This window comes from Arthrobacter sp. AFG20 (assembly GCF_002892795.1).
In the GTDB taxonomy this organism is placed as follows: domain Bacteria; phylum Actinomycetota; class Actinomycetes; order Actinomycetales; family Micrococcaceae; genus Arthrobacter.
On the sequence record NZ_PJMC01000005.1, the window covers coordinates 296,769 to 315,785 of the forward strand.

The following is a 19,017-nucleotide window of genomic DNA, read 5'->3' on the forward strand; positions in this document are numbered from 1 at the left end:
CATAAAGGTAACGTTCCGCCCGTGACTTCCTCAGACAAGAGCCCCTTCTACATCACTACGGCCATCACCTACCCGAACGGCGTGCCGCACATCGGCCACGCCTACGAGTACATCGCCACGGATGCGATGGCCCGGTTCAAGCGGCTCGACGGCTATGACGTGAAGTTCCTGACGGGCACCGACGAGCACGGGCTGAAGATCGCGCAGACCGCGGAGAAGGAAGGCGTCTCGCCCAAGGAACTGGTGGACCGGAACGCGGAAATCTACAAGGCCGCGCACGCCGCCCTCGGCATCAGCTACGACCGGTTCATCCGCACCACGGACGCGGACCACTACACCGCCTCGCAGGCCATCTGGAAGAAGATGGAAGCCAACGGGGACATCTACCTGTCCAAGTATGAGGGCTGGTACTCCGTGCGGGACGAGGCGTACTACGGTGAAGACGACACCGTAGTGAAGGAGGACGGCGCCCGGTACACCAAGGAGACCGATACCCCGGTGACATGGACCGCCGAGGAAAGCTACTTCTTCCGGCTGTCCGCCTACCAGGACAAGCTGCTGGCCCTGTACGAGGCGCAGCCGGAGTTCGGCGCGCCGCAGTCCCGGTTCAACGAGGTCATCAGCTTCGTCAAGCGCGGCCTCGAGGACCTGTCGATCAGCCGCACCACCTTCGACTGGGGCGTGCCGGTCCCGGGCGATGAAAAGCATGTCATGTACGTGTGGGTGGACGCCCTGACCAACTACCTCACCGGCGCAGGCTACCCGGACGTCGAATCGGAGTCGTTCAAGCGGTACTGGCCGGCCGATGTCCACATCATCGGCAAGGACATCTCGCGCTTCCACGCCATCTACTGGCCGGCCTTCCTCATGAGCGCGGGCCTCGAGCTGCCCAAGCGGGTCATGATCCACGGGTTCCTGCACAACAACGGCGTCAAGATGTCCAAGTCCCTGGGCAACGTCGTTGCCCCGGCGGACTTCGTGGCCCAGTACGGCCTGGACCAGGTCCGGTTCTTCTTCCTCCGCGAGGTACCCTTCGGTGCGGACGGCAGCTACAACCACGAGGCCATCGTCGGCCGCATGAACTCGGACCTGGCGAACAACTTTGGAAACCTGGCGCAGCGCTCACTGTCCATGGTGGCCAAGAACTGTGAGGGCCGGGTACCCGTGCCGGGAACGTTCACCGACGCGGACACTGCCATCCTGGGCCAGGCGAACGCGCTGCTGGAGCAGGCACGTGCGGCCTTCGAAAAGCAGGAGTTCAGCCGTGCCCTCGAAGCGATCTGGACGGTACTGGGGGACACCAACGCGTACTTCGCCGAGCAGGCACCCTGGGTGCTGCGGAAGACCGACGTCGAACGCATGCAGACGGTGCTGTATGTGACCCTCGAGGTGCTGCGCATCGTCTCGATACTTGCCCAGCCGGTCATGCCCACTGCCACTGCCGCCCTGCTCGGGTATCTCGGCCAGCCGGAAGGGGCGGCCAGGGAGTTCTCTGCAATCTCGACTCCGATCGTCGCGGGCACCGATCTGCCTGCCCCCGCGCCGGTGTTCCCGAAGTACGAGGAACCCGCGGACGCTTAGGACGCTTCCTCACGTCCCGCAGCTTTTCCCCAAACGCTTCCTCACTTTCTTTAGGAAAGTGAGGAAGCGTGTGCGTTTGGGCGGCAAAAGGTGAGGAAGCGTCGGACCGGGCGACCGAATAATGAGACGGCTTGACCAGAATGTGGATAGCTTGGCTACCCTGAAAATATGAGCGCATCTACCATCAATCTCGCTGTCATCCCGGGCGACGGCATTGGCCCGGAGGTCATCGCCGAAGCCCTGAAGGTTCTCGAAAAGGTCGTGGCCGCCGAGGGCGTCACCCTTGACCAGACCCACTACAAGCTCGGTGCCCAGCACTGGCTTGAGACCGGCGAGACCCTTCCGGAGGTTGTCCTCGAGGACCTGAAGACGCGCGACGCCATCCTCTTCGGTGCCATCGGTGCAGCGCCGGGGGACACCCGCATCCCGTCCGGACTGATCGAACGCGAACTGCTCCTCAAGCTGCGCTTCAGCCTTGACCACTACGTGAACCTGCGCCCCTCACGGCTCTACGGCACCGTGGGCAGCCCACTGGCTGAACCGGGCAACATCGATTTCATCGTCGTCCGTGAAGGCACCGAAGGTCCTTACGTGGGCAACGGCGGCACCCTGCGCGGCGGCACGCCCCACGAGGTGGCCACTGAGGTTTCGCTGAACACTGCCCACGGCGTGGAGCGCGTGGTCCGCGATGCGTTCCGGCGTGCCAATGAGCGCCCGCGCAAAAAACTGACGCTGGTCCACAAGCACAACGTGCTGGTCTTTGCCGGCCACCTGTGGAAGCGCACCGTCGAGGCCGTGGCCAAGGAATTCCCCGAGGTCACCCACGACTACCTGCACATCGATGCCGCGACCATCTTCATGGTCACTGATCCCGCCCGCTTCGACGTCATCGTCACCGACAACCTCTTCGGCGACATCATCACCGACCTTGCTGCCGCCGTTACCGGCGGAATCGGTCTGGCGGCCTCGGGCAACATCAACATGGACCGCACGGCGCCGTCCATGTTCGAACCGGTCCACGGTTCAGCGCCCGACATTGCCGGCCAGCAGAAGGCGGACCCCACCGCGGCAATCCTGTCCGCTGCCCTCCTCCTGGACCACTTGGGCTACCCCGACGCGGCCCGGAAGATCGAGTCCGCGGTGGTGGCCGACGTCGAAGGCCGCAACGGCGAAGTGCGCAGCACAAGCGCCATTGGCGACGCCATTGCGGCGGCCGTTTAGCCTCCGCCAGCAGGCGTAAGCTTGACCTGAATTACCAATCGCTGCCGTGGTCCGATGCTGAACCACGTTCAGATGCCAGGCAGCCGACCGCGGAGGAACCATGACTCAGACTGCCCATGGCGTCGAATTCACCCAGCAGCCCTCGGCAACCCCGAAGTCTGCTGAGGAGCGTGCAGCCATCCTGGCGAACCCAGGCTTTGGCGACCACTTCACCGACCACACTGCGGTTGTTGACTACACGGTCGACGCCAGCGGCCAGGGCGGATGGCATGATGCGCGGATCGAGGCCTACGGGCCGATCATGCTGGACCCGTCGGCCGCTGTGCTGCACTACGGGCAGGAAATCTTCGAGGGACTGAAGGCGTACCGTCACGCGGACGGCTCCATCTGGAGCTTCCGGCCTGAGGCCAACGCTGCGCGGATGAACAAGTCCGCCCGCCGGCTGGCGCTTCCGGAGATACCGGCCGAATACTTCCTCGGCGCCATCCGCGAACTCGTGGCGGCGGACAAGGAATGGGTTCCCGCCGGCGACGGAGAGGCCCTGTACCTGCGACCGTTCATGATCGCCACCGAGGCATTCCTGGGCGTGCGGGCAGCGCGTGAGGTGTCGTTCCGCGTCATTGCCTCGCCTGCCGGAAACTACTTCGGCGGCGAGCTCAAGCCTATTTCGATCTGGATTTCCCGCGAGTACGCCCGGGCAGGCCGGGGCGGTACGGGTGCTGCAAAGTGCGGCGGCAACTACGCCGCCTCCCTCATCGCGCAGCAGGAGGCCGAGGCGAACGGCTGCAAGCAGGTGCTGTTCCTGGACCAGTTCAACGACAATGCGGTTGAGGAACTCGGTGGAATGAACGTCTTCTTCGTCATGAAGGACGGCTCGCTGGTGACGCCCGCGCTGAGCGGCACCATCCTCGAGGGCGTGACCCGCTCCTCGATCATGCAGGTCGCCAAGGACATGGGCCGTGAGGTGACCGAGCGGAAGATCACCCTGGATGAGTGGCGCGACGGCGTTGCCTCCGGTGACATCGCCGAGGTCTTCGCCTGCGGCACCGCCGCGGTCATCACGCCCATCGGTGTCCTGAAGGACGCTACGGAATTCATTGGCTCGGAGGACGCAAAGGCCGGCGAGACCACCATGGCCATCCGGACGCAGCTGCTGGGCATCCAGACCGGCACCGTGGAGGACACTCACGGCTGGCTGACCCGGCTCGCCTGAGCCGTTCCGGCCATATAACAAAAGAAGCGAACGACGGCGGGTGGCCGGCTGGGCTGTTTCGGCAGCCCACCGGCCGCCCGCCGTCGTTCCTCTGCAGGTCTGCTCCCGTTGGTCGCTTGTTCCGGGATGACAGAATGAACCCGTGAACCAGCACATCACTAGCGCCTTTACCGACAGCAGCCCGCTGACGCGTTTCCGCCTCGCGCCCAACCCGGGACCGATGAGCCTGGAGGGGACCAACTCCTACATCGTCGGGGAGCCTGGCCACGGGGCGGTGGTGGTGGTTGATCCGGGTCCGTTTGACGAGGCGCACCTTCAGGCGCTGACAGCTGCCGGACCCGTGGAGCTGATCCTGATCACGCACCGGCACGCAGACCACACCGCAGGCTCGGCCCGCCTCGCCGAAATCACGGGCGCCCCCGTACGGGCCGCCGCTCCCGAGCATTGCCACGGGGGATCGGTGCTGCAGCCGGGGGAGACCGTGGCCGCCGGCGGCACCGAGATCCGCGTGGTTTCCACCCCCGGGCACACCTCCGACTCCGTCTGCTTCCATCTGCCCCTCGACGGACCCGCCGGCTCGGTGCTGACCGGCGACACCATCCTGGGCCGGGGAACAACCGTGCTTGACTATCCGGACGGCACGCTGGCCGACTACCTCGCCTCCCTCGACCGGCTGGAGCGGCTGGGGCCTGCCACAGTCCTGCCGGCCCACGGCCCCGTCCTGCCGGCGCTCGACGCGGTGGTCCGCGCCTACCGGGACCACCGGCTGGACCGGCTGGCCCAGATCCGGACAGCCCTCGCCAGCCTCGGCCCGGACGCCGCCGTAGCTGAGGTCACCAGCGTTGTTTATGCCGACGTCGATCCTGCCGTCCGGCGTGCCGCCGAGAATTCCGTGGCGGCACAACTGGAATACCTGCGCCTCCTGAGGGAGAGGGACTGAGACTGTAGGCTTGGGGCCATGCGTATTGCCCGGTTTGTAGTCGATTCTGATCCCCTTTACGGCGTTGTTGAAGGCCAGCCCGGCAGTGAGGAAATCACTGTCATCAACGGCGATCCGTTCTTCAACGGCGTGGAACGCACCTCCGTGCGGCACAAGCTGGAGGACGTCCGCCTGCTGGCGCCGATCATTCCGCGCAGCAAGGTGATCGGCGTGGGGCGAAACTTTGTAGAGCACGCCCACGAGCTCGGCAATGAGGTGCCCCAGCAGCCGCTGCTGTTCCTGAAGCCCAACACCTCCGTGGTGGGCCCGAACGATCCTGTTGTTCTGCCGGAGTTCTCCGATGAGGTCTCCTTCGAGGCGGAGCTGTGCGTGGTCATCGGCCGCATCTGCAAGGACGTGCCCGAAGAGCGTGCCGACGACGTGATCTTCGGATACACCTGCGGCAACGACCTCACCGCCCGCGACGTCCAAAAGACAGACCTGCAGTGGGCGCGCGCCAAGGGCTTCGATACTTCCGCGCCGCTGGGACCGTGGATCGAAACCGAACTCGATCCCGAGGACCTGTCCATCAAGGGCCGGCTCAACGGCGAACTTCGCCAGGACGGCAGCACCACCCAGATGATCCGCGGCGTCCGCGAGCTGGTCTCCATCGTCTCCAGCGCGTTCACCCTGCTGCCCGGGGACGTCATCATGACCGGCACCCCGGCAGGCGTGGGCCTCGTCCAGGCCGGCGACCGGTACGAAGTGGAGATCGAGGGCATCGGCCGCCTGTCCAACCCCATAGTCCGCCGCTAGCAGCGGACGCGGCAGCCCAGTCAGCACGGGTCCGCCAACGGGGCAGGGGCAGGGGTGGCCGGTTGGTAAAGTTGGTATCACTATGACTACCCCCTCCGCCGCTCCTGCTGCCATTCCTGCCGTCACCGCCGAAACGCCCGTCCGCGTCCGCTTCTGCCCGTCACCCACGGGCACCCCGCACGTCGGGCTGATCCGCACGGCGCTCTTCAACTGGGCCTACGCCCGCCACACCGGCGGCAAGATGATCTTCCGCATCGAGGACACGGACTCGGCACGCGACAGCGAGGAAAGCTACCACCAGCTGCTGGATGCCCTGAAATGGCTCGGCATCGACTGGGACGAGGGCGTCGAGGTGGGCGGGCCCCACACGCCGTACCGCCAGTCGCAGCGGAGCGAGCTGTACCAGGACGTCATCGCCAAGCTCAGGGCAGGCGGCCACATCTACGAGTCCTACTCGACGCCGGATGAGATCGAAGCGCGCCACCGCGCCGCCGGCCAGGACCCGAAGCTGGGCTACGACGGCTTTGACCGTGACCTCAGCGACGAACAGGTCGCGGCGTTCAAGGCCGAGGGCCGGGAAGCCGTGCTGCGCCTGCGGATGCCGGACGAGGACATCACGTTCACCGACCTGGTCCGTGGCGAGATCACGTTCAAGGCCGGCTCCGTCCCGGACTTCGCCGTGGTGCGTGCCAACGGCGCACCGCTTTATACGCTGGTCAACCCGGTGGACGACGCGCTCATGGGAATCACCCACGTTCTCCGCGGCGAGGACCTGCTGAGCTCCACGCCGCGGCAGATCGCCCTCTACCGCGCGCTCTATGCGGTGGGCGTCGCGGAATACATGCCCGAGTTCGGGCACCTGCCGTACGTCATGGGCCAGGGCAACAAGAAGCTTTCCAAGCGCGACCCCGAGTCGAGCCTGTTCCTGCACCGGGAGCGCGGCTTCATCCCCGAGGGGCTGCTGAACTACCTTTCCCTGCTCGGCTGGTCCCTGAGCGCCGACGAGGACATCTTCACGGTGGAACAGCTGGTGAAGAACTTCGACATCCACGATGTCCTGGCCAACCCGGCCCGGTTCGACCTCAAGAAGGCCGAAGCGATCAACGGAACACACGTCCGGCTGCTGGACCCTGCAGTCTTCCGCGAGCGGCTGGTCCCGTACCTCCGGCACGAGGGTCTGGTGGGGGAGATCCTCACGGACCGCCAGGAGGAGATCCTGACGGAAGCGGCACCGCTGGTCCAGGAGCGGATCACCCTCCTCGGCGAAGCCCCGGAGATGCTGGCGTTCCTGTTCAAGGCCGACGACGAGATCGACGTTGCGGACGATGCCCGCAAGGGACTGCCGGAGAACGTCACCGAGGTTCTGGATGCGGCGCTGGCCGCGCTCGAGCCGGTCGGCGACTGGACTGCTGAAAACATCCAGTCCGCGCTGAAGCAGGCGCTGGTTGAGGATCTGGGGATCAAGCCCCGGCTTGCGTTCGGTCCCGTACGCACCGCGATCTCCGGCCGCCGGATCTCGCCGCCGCTGTTCGAGTCCATGGTCATCCTGGGCAAGGAATCGTCTCTGGCCCGCCTGCGGGCTTTCCGCGGCTGATGTCACACCCCGCAGTGGAAAGCACCGTCCTGTCCCGCAGCCTCGGGGCGGTCAGCGGTGTCCTGTTCGACATTGACGACACCCTCGTGGACCTTGCCTACGCCATGACCACGGCGCTGCGGGACGCCAGCGAACATCTCCTTCCCGGCCTGGACCAGGCCGGGTGGGAGAAGGTGGGGCGGATCTTCACACACGAGACAACCCACTACTACGACCGCTACCTCGCCGGCGAGCTGACCTTCAACGAGCAGCGACTGCTCAGGGGCCGCGCAGCACTGGGCCACTTCGGCGTCGAAATGGGCGAGGGGGAGGAGTCACACAACTGGCTCAGCACCTACTCGCGGCTGCAGCCCAGCTACGTTCGGGCCTACGAGGACGTCCTGCCGTTCCTCGACGCCCTGGACCAGGCCGGCATCCCGTACGGGGCCGTGAGCAACAATGTGCACGACTACCAGCGGGTGAAGCTGGACAGTGCCGGCCTGGAACGCATCCGGTTCCTCGTGGGCACCGACACCGTCGGCGTCCCCAAGCCGGACCCTGCCATCTACCTCGAGGGCGTCCGGCTGATCGGCAGTACCCCTGCCACCACGCTGTACATCGGGGACAACCGGCTCCTGGACGCCGAGGGCTCGACGGCGGCAGGACTGTTGGGCATCTGGCTGAACCGCAGCGGGGAGCAGGCCCCGGGTTTCCAGGGGCAGGAGATTGCCTCGCTGTTGGAACTGCTGGCGCTGCCAGCCGGTTCGAGCTAGTCGGCCGGGTCCGTTGCCTGCGCCCGGCGCGGCCTTCTGAAAGTGTGGCGCAGGTAACGGCCCGCCGATTTGTGCGGCGCAAAAGTCTCGGGTAGAGTAATTACTCGTGCTGAGGGGCACGGAGCGAAAGACAGAGACTTTCGACCGGCCCGAAAGTGCCAATGGGATATGGTGTAATTGGCAACACTACGGTTTCTGGTACCGTCATTCTAGGTTCGAGTCCTGGTATCCCAGCTCTGAATTTCTTCGGATTTTCCGCAGTTATTCAGGTGTTGCGAATCGAAAATCATCGATTTGGAACAAAGCCAAATATGTGTAAAACTAACTTGGCTTGATTGGCGGAAACGCTGATTGAAAAGTACACGGCCCCATCGTATAGCGGCCTAGTACGCCGCCCTCTCACGGCGGTAACGCGGGTTCGAATCCCGCTGGGGTCACAAGTAACCGGCTCCGGGCAACAGCCCGGGGCCGGCTTTGTTTTGCCGGAAAATTTCCTGGGCCCGCGGAGTGTTCAGCGGCCGCTATGCGCGGGTCCGACCTAAACCCGGGCTGAACTGGCATGATGAGGCTGTGACCTCCGACCGGATCCCGCCAACCCAGGGCCAGGGCCAGGACCTGGAAACGCAGCCAGCCGGCGTTCGCCTCCTGGAGGACGTCCGCCGCGATCTGGCAGCCGTCTCGTTGCCACTGGCCCTGCCGACGGCCGAACAGGCACGGCTGGAGATCCGGAACTCAGTGGCCCAGCTCGATGACTACATCCTGCCTCGCTACCGCAGCCTTGACGCTCCGCTGCTGGCCGTCGTCGGCGGCTCAACGGGTGCCGGCAAATCGACGCTCGTGAACGCGCTCGTCGGCCACCCGGTCACACGTGCCGGCGCCATCCGGCCCACCACCCGCCAGCCGATCCTCCTGCACCATCCCTCGGAAGCTGAGTGGTTCGAGGACCAGCGGGTACTGCCGGGCCTCAGCCGGATCCGCGGAACCGTCGTTCCGGCCGGGGTCACGCCTGCGCCCGGCGGTCCACCCGGAACGTCAACGGACACCGCGCCCGTCTCGTCACTGGTCCTCGTGGGCGAGCATGCCGTGCCCGAGGGCATCGCACTGCTTGACGCTCCGGACGTGGATTCCATCTCCGACGAGAACCGCAGGCTCGCCGGGCAGCTGCTGGCGGCAGCGGACCTTTGGATCTTTGTGACCACCGCCAACCGCTACGCTGACGCCGTACCCTGGAAGCTTCTGCTGAACGCGGCATCGAGGGACATCATGGTGGCGGTGGTCCTCGACCGCGTGCCGCCGGCGGCGGAAGCCGAAGTGAGCGAGGACCTGCGAAGCATGCTGGCCCGGGAAGGCCTTGGTGCCGCCCGCCTGTTTGTCATCCCGGAAGTCGCCCTCGGCAGCTCCGGCATGCTTCCGGCGGAAACCGTGCAACCCCTGAAAGCCTGGCTCCGCGGCCTTGCCGACGACGCCGCAGCCCGCACTGACATCGCACGGCGGACGCTGCACGGCGCTGTACGGGAGCTTGGCCAACGCGTGGGCCGCATCGCCGACGCCGCCAGGGAACAGGGCCGCGCGGCCACCGTGCTGGGCGGCGACGTACGGGCCGCGTATCAGGACGCAGGCACCCGGATCATCGACGCCACCAAGGACGGGGCGCTCCTGCGCGGCGAGGTCCTGGCCCGCTGGCAGGATTTTGTGGGAACGGGTGAGTTCTTCCGCAGCCTGGAGCAGAACGTGGGGCGGTTCCGCGACCGGGTTGGGGCATTCTTTCGGGGCGAGCCCGCGCCCGCAGTGAAAGTGGAAACCGCCATTGAAACGGGGCTCCAGGCCGTCATTCTGGATGAGGCCGCCAAGGCGGCGGAGGACGCTGACCAGCGCTGGCGCTCGGATCCGGCAGGCCGGCAACTCCTGGGCACCGACGACCTCTCGGGAACGAGCCCTGGCTTTGGGGACCTCGTGGCGGCTGAGATACGCGACTGGCAGGCTGGCCTCATGGAACTGATCAGGACCGAAGGGCAGGACAAGCGGACCCAGGCACGGTGGCTCTCCTTCGGCATCAACGGCCTCGGCGCAGCACTGATGATTGTGGTTTTCTCCATGACCGCGGGGTTGACCGGCCTGGAGATCGGCGTCGCCGGAGGAACCGCCGTCGTGGGCCAGAAACTGCTCGAAGCCGTCTTTGGCGAGGACGCTGTGCGCCGGCTCGCCCGTACCGCCCGTGACGATTTGGCCAGCAGGTGCCGAGGCCTGCTGGCGGCCGAGCAGGAGCGCTTCCTGAACCGGCTGGCCCCGGACACCGGGCAGGCCGCCGTCGGGCTCGCCCAGCATGCGCAGGCGCTCACGCGACTGGCGGACGCCACGTGAACCGCCGAGGGAGGGCAAAGGAAGAGGTGCGGCTGCAAGGGCGCCTCGATGCTTTGGGCAGGGCCCGTGAGCTGGCCGAGGGCGTGCTTCCCGACGCCGCCCTCGAGGACGTGCTCGGGGTCCTGGAACGTGCCCGGTCGCGGCGGGCGCTCTCTGCCGACCATACGGTGGTGGGCTTCTTCGGGGCGACCGGAAGCGGAAAATCCACCCTGTTCAACGCCGTGAACGGCGCCGAAATCGCGACGGCGGCGGCGCGCCGGCCCACCACATCCGAACCCTTGGCGAGTGTGTGGGGAGCCGACGGCAGTGAGCCGCTGCTGGACTGGCTGGATGTCCGCTCCCGTCACCTCGCAGACCCCGTGGACGGGTTTGCCGACGACGACACCGGGCTGATCCTGCTGGATTTGCCTGACTTCGACTCAACACGCACCGCTAACCGGGAGATCGTGCAGCGGCTGGTGGGGATGGTGGACGTCCTCGTCTGGGTGCTGGACCCGCAAAAGTATGCGGACGCCGCCGTCCATAACGGCTTCCTGGCACCGCTGGCGTCGCACGAGGCCGTCACGCTGGTGGTGCTCAACCAGGTGGACAGGCTTCCGGCAGCGGATGTGGAGCCCGTGCTGGAGTCGCTTCGGGGGATCCTGGCCCGCGAGGGACTGGGCAAGGTACAGGTCCTTGCGGCGTCCGCGCTGACGGGAGCGGGAGTGGACGGTGTCCGGGCTGCTATCCACCGCGTGGTTTCGCAGCGGGAGGCGCTGTCGCTGCGGCTGTCCGCGGACGTGACCAAGGCGGCGGCGCAGCTGGAGGAAGTTTCGGGCCGCGGGGAAGCCGCTGGCGTGAAGGGCGGGACCGTAGCGCGGCTCGCCAATGAACTGGCGACGGCGGCCAACGTGCCCTTGGTGGCCGATGCGGTGTCCGCGTCCTACCGGATCGAGTCCACCCGGCGCACCGGCTGGCCGGTGACGCGGTGGCTGGTCCGCTTCAGACCTGATCCGCTCCGCCGGCTCAACCTGCGACGCACTGCCAGCGCCGAGGTGAACCGGACGTCGCTGCCGCCGGCGGGTGCCCCGGAGCGTGCCCGGAGCGATGCTGCGGTCCGCCAGTTTGCAGACGCTGCCAGTGACGGTGCCCCCGGGCCCTGGCAGGCATCCATCCGCGCCGCGGCCCGGAGGGGGAGGGACCGGCTGCCGGACGCTCTTGACCAGGCCATCGCCGGGGCTGACCTCGCTGCCGGCCGGAAGTCCTGGTGGTGGGGTGCGTTCAACGTGGTGCAATGGCTGGCGCTGCTCGCGGCCGTGGCCGGACTGGGGTGGCTTGGTGTGCTGGCCGGGCTCGGCTACCTGCAACTGCCCGTGCCGCAGGTGCCCCGGGTGGAAGGATGGCCGGTCCCCACCCTACTGATTGCCGGCGGCGCTGCACTGGGGATTCTCCTTGCCGTGACGGCCAAATTCATCTCTGCCAGCGTGGCGAAGCGCCGCGGCGCGAGGGCCAGGAAGCGGCTCAACGCTGCCGTGGCAGAAGTGGCGGGCAGGCTTGTGGTGGAACCGGTGGAGGCGGAGGTCCGTCGCCTGGAGGAGTTCAACGCGGCGCTGCGGACCGCCGCCGGCTAAGCCTGGTGCTCCGGCCGGTCAGCCGGCTGCCGTCTCCAGGGCTGTGGCGGCGTCCCGGACCTTGATCATGGTGCGGAGGTTTCGGGTGGTGGTGGAGGCCTTGTATTTCGGCTTGGCCGACAGTTTGCTGAACGGGCTTTCGAGCGTACCGCCGGCGGGCGCCAGCCAGGCCATGGCCTCGGGACCCAGCCGCTCCTGCTTCGCGCCGTCCAGTGCTTTGCCCATGGCGAACAGCTCATCCAGCGCAGCCGTATCCGAGGCCAGGGTGAGATACGTGTGCGTGCTTTTGTCGTCGGCGGGATAGCGGCACGCGGACACGAGCTCGGATACGCGGTCCGCTGTCAGGACCACTACCCAGGCGTCGTAGCCGAACGACTTCCGCAGGGTTGCCTCGAATTCCTTCTTGACGGCGGCAGGGCCGAGATCGCTGGCCAGCACCACGTTGCCGCTGGCCAGCAGCGTCTTTACTCCGGTGAACGGTCCCGCCTTCAGGGCTTCCTTGAGGTCGGCCATCTTGATGTTGATGCCGCCCACGTTGATGCCGCGGAGGAACACTGCGTAGCTGGTCATGCGCCCAGACTACTGCCCGACCGCGTTGCCGCCGCGGATTCTCCCGCTACGGCGCTGGGCCGGGCTTTTCGGATTGGTCCGTTCCGCGCATCCCTGTTCCGGCCAGTCCGGATCCGGGCAATGGCGGCGCGGTCGATCGGTAGGTGTGGCCGGTGGGTGTGGTGAGTTCGATGGTGTGCCTGGGTCCTGGTCTGGGTCGGGCTTTCCAGCCGGGGAGTTCTTTGGTGTGGTTGCAGGCTTCGCAGAGTCCCGCGCCGTTGGCCAAGCTGGTTGGGCCGTCGTCGTGCCACGGGATGATGTGGTCGTGGTGGCGGATCGGGGCGTCGCAGTAGGGGGTGCGGCAGGTGTCGTCCCGGACCTGGATGAAGCGGCGCAGTGGTGCCGGAAAAAGTCGCCTTCGCGAGTCCATGGCCACGAGGTCACCCGTCTCCGGGGTGGTGTAGAGCCGGCGGACCCAGGTCTTGAGCTCCTCGTCTGCCTCGGCCTGTCTGCCGGTCACCACAGTCCGGGCCCAGGGGGCCAGGACAAGGCCGTAGCCGGTGAGGCGGGCGGGTTCGCTGTCGCCTTGGAAGAGGGTGCGGTCGGTCATGACCAGGTTGATCTCTATCCCGGTGATGCCGCCGGGGGTGCCGGTGGTGCGTTCGACGAGGGTGTCGGCTTTGATTTGGTCGCGGGAGCGTGGGTCGCCGGCGGACTTGAGGGCATCGGCCTGCCCTGTCAGGGCCGCGTGCACGGCGACTCCCTGGTGGGCGGGCAGCAATGCCGTGAGGTAGGTCATGCAGTCGGGGGCCGGGCGCAGGCTTACGGAGCGCTCCGCCGCGGCGTGGCTGGCCCGTTGGGTGACGGAGCGCGGGTCCCGGCGGGTGGCGGCGGCCCTTACGGTGGCGATGACGGTCCGTGTCCCGGCGCCAGTGAAGGTTCCGGTGTCCGCGGCGAGTTCCTCGTCCACGGCGGACCGGTCCGCGATGGTCAGACAGGCGGTTTCCTTCACTAGGTGCATGGCGCGTTCTTCGTTGAGCTGGCCGTTGTCCAGGGCTGCCAGGGTGTGGGGCATCTCCTTGACCAGGGCCTTGGATATGCCGAGCAGCCGGCCGCCGCGGTGCGGGGACTCGCCCCGGGCAAGCGCGATCTGCTCAGCGGCGCCCGTGCTCTGTTCTTTGGGACGTTTCTTGCCGAGGTCCTCAGCCAACAGCGTCTCAGGGCTGCCCTCCTCCGCGAGTCCGGCTTGCTCCTCGCGGTGCCGGATCTCGAAGGCGACGGCAAGCCGTGCCTGTTGACCGGCTGCCCAGCATTTGAGTTTCTCCAGCGCGTGGGTCTGGTCGATCAGCCCGGCACCGTCGGCGGTGAGGTCTGCTGCCGGGAGAAACCAACCCGTCGCTGTTGTACGGTCCTGGGCAAAGGAACCGGCCGCAACGCGCCGGGACGAAGCGGCGCTGGAGGTAACGCCGTCGCCAAAAGGGCCGCCGTCAAAGGCACCGTCGTCTAAGAGGTCCTCGTCGAAAGGACGGTCGGCAAACAAGGCCTCGGGAAACGGGTCCTCCGGGAACGAGTCCGGATACGCGGCGTCAGGGGCGTCGTCATACGGCAACCCGTCGTCCGCCAACCCATCAAACGGAACGGAACGGTTCGCGAACGCACCCTCGGGGAACGCGGCAAGGGGGAAAACGGCCTCTGGAAGAAGAGTGTCAGCAACCGCAGCAGCCCGCACAACGCCGCCGTGCGGCGCTCCTGCTGTCAGTGCAGAATTCCAGCTGCCTTCCATGTACTCAGTCTGCCAAGGGGGACTGACAATAAAGGGTCGATCGGGCACCACAAGGAGCGGGATTCAAAAAGTTTCTTGAACCCACCGGAGAAGGAAAACTGGGTAGCAGCTCACGGCCTTCCCAAGCCTGAGAACGCTCGGAAGTGCTACCCAGTTGGGGCGCCGTGGCCCGGGAACAGACTGGCCACCCCGCCGCGAAGCTAGTCGTTGTTCTTGCGGAGGGCTTCGGTCAGTACGCGGGCCGCGTTGCAGACAACCTCCGCGTGCAGGCGGCCGGGCTGGCGGGTGAGCCGCTCGATCGGGCCGGAGATGGAGACCGCGGCGATGACGCGGCCCGAAGGCCCCCGCACGGGTGCCGAGACTGAGGCGACCCCGGGCTCCCGTTCGCCGAGGCTCTGTCCCCAGCCCCGCCGTCGTACTCCAGCGAGAACGGTGGGCGTGAAACGCGCGGACTGCAGGCCCTCCAGCAGGCGGTCATGGTCCTCCCAGGCGAGCAGCACCTGGGCGGCCGAGCCGGCCTTCATGGACAGCTGGGTTCCCACGGGAATGGTGTCGCGCAGGCCAATCGGCCGTTCGGCGGACGCGACGCAGACCCGCCAGTCGCCCTGGCGGCGGAAGATCTGGGCGCTTTCGCCGGTGGCGTCGCGGAGCTGCATGAGAACCGGTCCCGCGGAGGCGATCAGCCTGTCCTCGCCGGCGGCGGAGGCAAGCTCAACGAGGCGGCTGCCGAGGACGAAGCGGCCCTGGATGTCCCGGCTCACGAGACGGTGGTGGACCAGAGCCAGCGCGAGCCTGTGCACGGTAGGCCGCGCCAGTCCTGTGGCAGCGACTAGCTGCGCAAGAGTGGTGGGCCCGGCCTCAAGCGCGTCGAGCACCTGCGCTGCTTTATCAATGACACCGACTCCACTAGAATTGTCCATGTATTGATATTGCCGTCTCATTATCTGAGATGCAAATCATTTGACTGGCTTATTACAGGGGTCTGCTGTTTCAGTGGATCTGACAGCAAACAGCATCGAAGGGAGATGGCCATGGCCAAAACATTGGCCGAGAAAGTCTGGGATGCGCACGTGGTGCGCAAAGGCGACGGCGAAGGCGCCAACGCCCAGCCGGACCTTCTGTACATCGACCTCCACCTCGTCCATGAGGTGACCTCCCCGCAGGCGTTCGAGGGTCTCCGCCTGGCCGGCCGCAAGCTGCGCCGCCCGGACCTCACCATCGCCACCGAGGACCACAACACCCCGACGCTGGACATCGACAAGCCAATCGCCGACCTTACCAGCCGGACCCAGATCCAGACCCTCCGCAACAACTGCGAGGAGTTCGGTGTCCGCCTGCATTCCCTCGGTGACGCCGAGCAGGGCATCGTGCACGTTGTGGGTCCGCAGCTGGGACTGACCCAGCCCGGAATGACCGTGGTGTGCGGCGACTCGCACACGTCCACGCACGGCGCGTTCGGTGCGCTGGCCATGGGCATCGGCACGTCCGAGGTGGAGCACGTCATGGCCACCCAGACGTTGTCCCTCAAGCCCTTCAAGACCATGGCCATCAACGTCGAGGGCACGCTGCGCCCCGGTGTGACCGCCAAGGACATTATCCTTGCCGTCATCGCCAAGATCGGTACCGGCGGCGGCCAGGGCTACGTCCTGGAGTACCGCGGCTCGGCCATCCGCGCGCTCTCGATGGACGCCCGGATGACCATCTGCAACATGTCCATCGAAGCAGGCGCCCGCGCAGGCATGGTGGCTCCGGATGAGACCACCTACGCCTACATGAACGGCCGCCCGCACGCGCCGCAGGGCGCGGAGTGGGACGCCGCCGTCGACTACTGGAACACGCTGCGCACGGACGACGACGCCGTCTTCGACGTCGAGGTTGACCTGGACGCCAACACCCTCGAGCCTTTCGTCACCTGGGGCACCAACCCCGGCCAGGGCGTCTCGCTGTCAGCGAAGGTACCGTCCCCGGAGGACTTCGGTGACGAGAACGCCAAGGCCGCCGCGGAGCGCGCCCTGCAGTACATGGGCCTGGCAGCCGGAACACCCATGAAGGACATCCGCGTGGACACCGTCTTCCTGGGCTCCTGCACCAACTCCCGCATCGAGGACCTGCGGGCCGCGGCGGACATCGTCCGCGGCCGCGAGAAGGACCCGATGGTCCGGATGCTGGTGGTCCCCGGCTCGGCCCGGGTACGCCTCGAAGCCGAGGCCGAGGGCCTGGACAAGGTCTTCAAGGACTTTGGCGCCGAATGGCGTTTTGCCGGCTGCTCCATGTGCCTGGGCATGAACCCGGACCAGCTGGAGCCGGGGGAGCGGTGCGCCTCCACCTCCAACCGCAACTTCGAAGGCCGGCAGGGCAAGGGCGGCCGCACGCACCTTGTTTCCCCTGTGGTTGCAGCCGCCACGGCCGTCCGCGGAACGCTGAGTTCGCCGTCGGACCTCGACCCGGCACCGGAATCCGCAGCCCTCACCACCGACGCCGCATAGGAAGACGCCATGGAAAAGTTCACCACCCACACCGGCATTGGCGTTCCGCTGCGCCAGAGCAACGTCGACACGGACCAGATCATCCCGGCCGTGTACCTCAAGCGCATCACCCGTACCGGCTTTGAAGACGCGCTGTTCTCAGCGTGGCGCAAGGACCCTTCCTTCATCCTGAACCAGGAGCCGTTCAACGCCGGATCCGTCCTGGTGGCGGGCCCCGACTTCGGCACCGGGTCCTCCCGTGAGCACGCCGTCTGGGCGCTTAAGGACTACGGCTTCCGCGCCGTCCTTTCCTCCCGCTTCGCCGACATCTTCCGCGGCAACTCGGGCAAGCAGGGACTCCTCGCCGCCCAGGTCGCCCAGGATGACATCGAACTCATCTGGAAGACCCTCGAGAACGCACCTGGAACCGAGGTGACCGTTGACCTCGCCTCCAAGACCGTCACCTGCGGCAACGTGGTTGCGCCGTTCGAGATTGACGACTACACGCGCTGGCGCCTGCTCGAGGGCCTCGACGACATCGGACTGACCCTGCAGCACGAGGAGGACATTACGGCCTACGAAGCCACACGGCCGTCCTTCAAGCCCCTTACACTTCCGGCCAGGACTTCCTGACCGGTTATCAATAAGCATCGCCAAAAGGCCCGCCGTGCATAGCGCGGCGGGCCTTTCCGCTGCCCCCGGTCCGGCCGTCGGGCCCCGCCCGCCCACGTCAGTATTTCGGTTCGGTAACGCGAACTCATATGCTTAGCTGGTGCCTTTGTAAGGATTTGGGGGCGAGTAGTCGTGAGGAAACCGGTAAATGAGTAGTGTTCTGACAATCCGCGGAGGCGTCCCGCTAACTGGCCGTGTCACCGTCCGCGGTGCCAAGAACCTTGTGCCCAAGGCCATGGTGGCCGCGCTGCTGGGCAACGAGCCTTCCGTGCTGCGGAACGTTCCGGAAATCAAGGACGTCGAGGTGGTCACCAGCCTGCTCCAGCTCCACGGCGTGACCGTCGAGAAAGACCCCGTCACCGGTGACCTGACCCTGGACCCCAAGGCTGCCAAGACGGCGCCGAGCACGGCCATCGACGCCCACGCCGGCGACTCCCGGATCCCCATCCTGCTGTGCGGTCCCCTGATCCACGCGGTCGGCGAAGCCTTCATCCCGGACCTGGGCGGCTGCAAGATCGGCGACCGGCCCATCGACTACCACCTGAACGTGCTGCGGCAGTTTGGCGCCGTCGTCGAAAAGCGTCCGGGCGGCATTCACATTTCGGCGCCCAAGGGGCTGCGCGGGGCCAAGATTTCGCTGCCGTATCCCTCGGTCGGTGCCACGGAGCAGGTTCTCCTGAGTGCAACGCGCGCCGAAGGCATCACCGAACTCTCCGGTGCCGCCACCGAGCCCGAAATTGTTGACCTCATCGCCGTCCTCCAGAAGATGGGCGCCATCATCAGCGTCCAGACGGACCGCACCATCCGGATCGAGGGGGTCCGCGAGTTGGGCGGCTATAACCACCGCGCGCTGTCGGACCGCAACGAGTCGGCCTCCTGGGCGTCCGCGGCGCTGGTGACGCGCGGCGACATCTTCGTTGAAGGCGCCTCCCAGCGGGACATGATGACCTTCCTGAACACCTTCCGCAAGGTGGGCGGCGGCATGGACATCGGCGAGGACGGCATCCGCTTCTACCACCGCGGCGGCAAGCTCAGCCCGCTCGTCCTCGAAACGGATGTCCACCCCGGTTTCATGACCGACTGGCAGCAGCCCCTCGTTGTGGCCCTGACCCAGGCCGAAGGCGTGTCCATCGTGCACGAGACCGTCTACGAGAACCGCTTCGGCTTCACCGACGCCCTCATTCGCATGGGCGCCAGCATCCAGGTGCACCGGGAATGCCTCGGCAGCGTGCCGTGCCGCTTCGGACAGCGGAACTTCCTGCATTCCGCCGTCATCTCCGGCCCCACCCAGCTCAAGGGAACCGACATCGACGTGCCGGACCTCCGCGGCGGCTTCAGCCACCTGATCGCCGCCCTGGCCGCCACGGGAACTTCCCGGGTGACCGGAATCGACATCATCAACCGCGGCTACGAGCGGTTCACTGAGAAGCTGGCCGGGCTCGGCGCCGACTTCGACATCTCGTCGGCGAAGTAGCGGGGGC

General features: G+C 66.7%; 15 protein-coding genes and 2 tRNA genes. 14 read left to right on the plus strand and 3 right to left on the minus strand.

Annotation, left to right across the window (positions count from 1 at the left end):
• Positions 1–21: 21 nt before the first annotated feature.
• From metG to CXZ05_RS08420, 11 genes are all read left to right on the plus strand, one after another.
• Complete coding sequence (metG, locus tag CXZ05_RS08370) at positions 22–1,581, plus strand: methionine--tRNA ligase (protein WP_102972134.1); 1,560 nt, start codon at positions 22–24, stop codon at positions 1,579–1,581.
• Positions 1,582–1,749: 168 nt separating this feature from the next.
• Positions 1,750–2,802 carry a 3-isopropylmalate dehydrogenase gene (locus CXZ05_RS08375; protein WP_102972135.1) on the plus strand — a complete coding sequence of 351 codons (1,053 nt, stop codon included), beginning with the start codon at positions 1,750–1,752 and terminating at the stop codon, positions 2,800–2,802.
• Positions 2,803–2,902: 100 nt separating this feature from the next.
• On the plus strand, positions 2,903–4,015 hold the full coding sequence (locus tag CXZ05_RS08380; RefSeq protein WP_102972136.1) for a branched-chain amino acid aminotransferase: 1,113 nt from the start codon (positions 2,903–2,905) through the stop codon (positions 4,013–4,015).
• A 142-nt stretch (positions 4,016–4,157) separates the two neighbouring features.
• The gene (locus CXZ05_RS08385; RefSeq protein WP_102972137.1) at positions 4,158–4,955 is read left to right on the plus strand and encodes an MBL fold metallo-hydrolase; all 798 of its coding nucleotides are present in this window, start codon (positions 4,158–4,160) and stop codon (positions 4,953–4,955) included.
• 18 nt (positions 4,956–4,973) lie between these two features.
• The gene (locus CXZ05_RS08390) at positions 4,974–5,750 is read left to right on the plus strand and encodes a fumarylacetoacetate hydrolase family protein (protein WP_102972138.1); all 777 of its coding nucleotides are present in this window, start codon (positions 4,974–4,976) and stop codon (positions 5,748–5,750) included.
• A gap of 82 nt (positions 5,751–5,832) precedes the next feature.
• Positions 5,833–7,344 (plus strand): glutamate--tRNA ligase, encoded by a 1,512-nt coding sequence (gene gltX / locus CXZ05_RS08395; RefSeq protein ID WP_102972139.1) that lies wholly within the window; start codon positions 5,833–5,835, stop codon positions 7,342–7,344.
• On the plus strand, positions 7,344–8,096 hold the full coding sequence (locus tag CXZ05_RS08400; protein ID WP_102972140.1) for an HAD family hydrolase: 753 nt from the start codon (positions 7,344–7,346) through the stop codon (positions 8,094–8,096). The genes gltX and CXZ05_RS08400 overlap by 1 nt, the downstream gene beginning before the upstream one ends.
• 162 nt (positions 8,097–8,258) lie before the next feature.
• Positions 8,259–8,330 (plus strand) — tRNA-Gln (locus tag CXZ05_RS08405).
• 130 nt (positions 8,331–8,460) lie between these two features.
• A tRNA-Glu gene (locus CXZ05_RS08410) sits at positions 8,461–8,533 on the plus strand.
• Between the two features lie 133 nt (positions 8,534–8,666).
• Positions 8,667–10,457, plus strand: a complete 1,791-nt coding sequence (locus CXZ05_RS08415; protein WP_374754636.1) for a dynamin family protein — start codon at positions 8,667–8,669, stop codon at positions 10,455–10,457.
• Complete coding sequence (locus CXZ05_RS08420) at positions 10,454–12,067, plus strand: GTPase (protein WP_102972141.1); 1,614 nt, start codon at positions 10,454–10,456, stop codon at positions 12,065–12,067. The genes CXZ05_RS08415 and CXZ05_RS08420 overlap by 4 nt, the downstream gene beginning before the upstream one ends.
• An 18-nt stretch (positions 12,068–12,085) precedes the next feature.
• Here CXZ05_RS08420 and CXZ05_RS08425 read toward each other — a convergent pair whose 3' ends face one another.
• From CXZ05_RS08425 to CXZ05_RS08435, 3 genes are all read right to left on the minus strand, one after another.
• Positions 12,086–12,637, minus strand: coding sequence for a DUF1697 domain-containing protein (locus tag CXZ05_RS08425; RefSeq protein ID WP_102972142.1), 552 nt, complete (start codon positions 12,635–12,637; stop codon positions 12,086–12,088).
• A gap of 46 nt (positions 12,638–12,683) precedes the next feature.
• Positions 12,684–14,399 (minus strand): HNH endonuclease signature motif containing protein, encoded by a 1,716-nt coding sequence (locus CXZ05_RS08430; protein WP_102972143.1) that lies wholly within the window; start codon positions 14,397–14,399, stop codon positions 12,684–12,686.
• Between the two features lie 200 nt (positions 14,400–14,599).
• The gene (locus CXZ05_RS08435) at positions 14,600–15,319 is read right to left on the minus strand and encodes an IclR family transcriptional regulator (RefSeq protein WP_043420062.1); all 720 of its coding nucleotides are present in this window, start codon (positions 15,317–15,319) and stop codon (positions 14,600–14,602) included.
• 111 nt (positions 15,320–15,430) lie between these two features.
• On the opposite strand from CXZ05_RS08435, the gene leuC reads away from it, so the two are divergent.
• The 3 genes from leuC (at position 15,431) to murA (ending at position 19,010) form a co-directional block, all read left to right on the plus strand.
• On the plus strand, positions 15,431–16,885 hold the full coding sequence (leuC, locus tag CXZ05_RS08440; RefSeq protein WP_102972216.1) for a 3-isopropylmalate dehydratase large subunit: 1,455 nt from the start codon (positions 15,431–15,433) through the stop codon (positions 16,883–16,885).
• Between the two features lie 9 nt (positions 16,886–16,894).
• The gene (gene leuD, locus CXZ05_RS08445; protein ID WP_003806025.1) at positions 16,895–17,497 is read left to right on the plus strand and encodes a 3-isopropylmalate dehydratase small subunit; all 603 of its coding nucleotides are present in this window, start codon (positions 16,895–16,897) and stop codon (positions 17,495–17,497) included.
• A 187-nt stretch (positions 17,498–17,684) separates the two neighbouring features.
• Complete coding sequence (murA, locus tag CXZ05_RS08450) at positions 17,685–19,010, plus strand: UDP-N-acetylglucosamine 1-carboxyvinyltransferase (RefSeq protein ID WP_102972144.1); 1,326 nt, start codon at positions 17,685–17,687, stop codon at positions 19,008–19,010.
• Positions 19,011–19,017 lie beyond the last annotated feature (7 nt).

What these genes read in the sequence shown, in the direction of transcription:
- leuD (WP_003806025.1), top strand. Translation starts at nt 16,895, where the DNA reads ATGGAAAAGTTCACCACCCACACCGGCATTGGCGTTCCGCTGCGCCAG.
- CXZ05_RS08400 (WP_102972140.1), top strand. Translation starts at nt 7,344, where the DNA reads ATGTCACACCCCGCAGTGGAAAGCACCGTCCTGTCCCGCAGCCTCGGG.
- CXZ05_RS08375 (WP_102972135.1), top strand. Translation starts at nt 1,750, where the DNA reads ATGAGCGCATCTACCATCAATCTCGCTGTCATCCCGGGCGACGGCATT.
- CXZ05_RS08435 (WP_043420062.1), bottom strand. Translation starts at nt 15,319, where the DNA reads ATGGACAATTCTAGTGGAGTCGGTGTCATTGATAAAGCAGCGCAGGTG.
- gltX (WP_102972139.1), top strand. Translation starts at nt 5,833, where the DNA reads ATGACTACCCCCTCCGCCGCTCCTGCTGCCATTCCTGCCGTCACCGCC.
- CXZ05_RS08380 (WP_102972136.1), top strand. Translation starts at nt 2,903, where the DNA reads ATGACTCAGACTGCCCATGGCGTCGAATTCACCCAGCAGCCCTCGGCA.
- leuC (WP_102972216.1), top strand. Translation starts at nt 15,431, where the DNA reads ATGGCCAAAACATTGGCCGAGAAAGTCTGGGATGCGCACGTGGTGCGC.
- CXZ05_RS08430 (WP_102972143.1), bottom strand. Translation starts at nt 14,399, where the DNA reads ATGGAAGGCAGCTGGAATTCTGCACTGACAGCAGGAGCGCCGCACGGC.
- CXZ05_RS08390 (WP_102972138.1), top strand. Translation starts at nt 4,974, where the DNA reads ATGCGTATTGCCCGGTTTGTAGTCGATTCTGATCCCCTTTACGGCGTT.
- CXZ05_RS08425 (WP_102972142.1), bottom strand. Translation starts at nt 12,637, where the DNA reads ATGACCAGCTACGCAGTGTTCCTCCGCGGCATCAACGTGGGCGGCATC.
- murA (WP_102972144.1), top strand. Translation starts at nt 17,685, where the DNA reads ATGAGTAGTGTTCTGACAATCCGCGGAGGCGTCCCGCTAACTGGCCGT.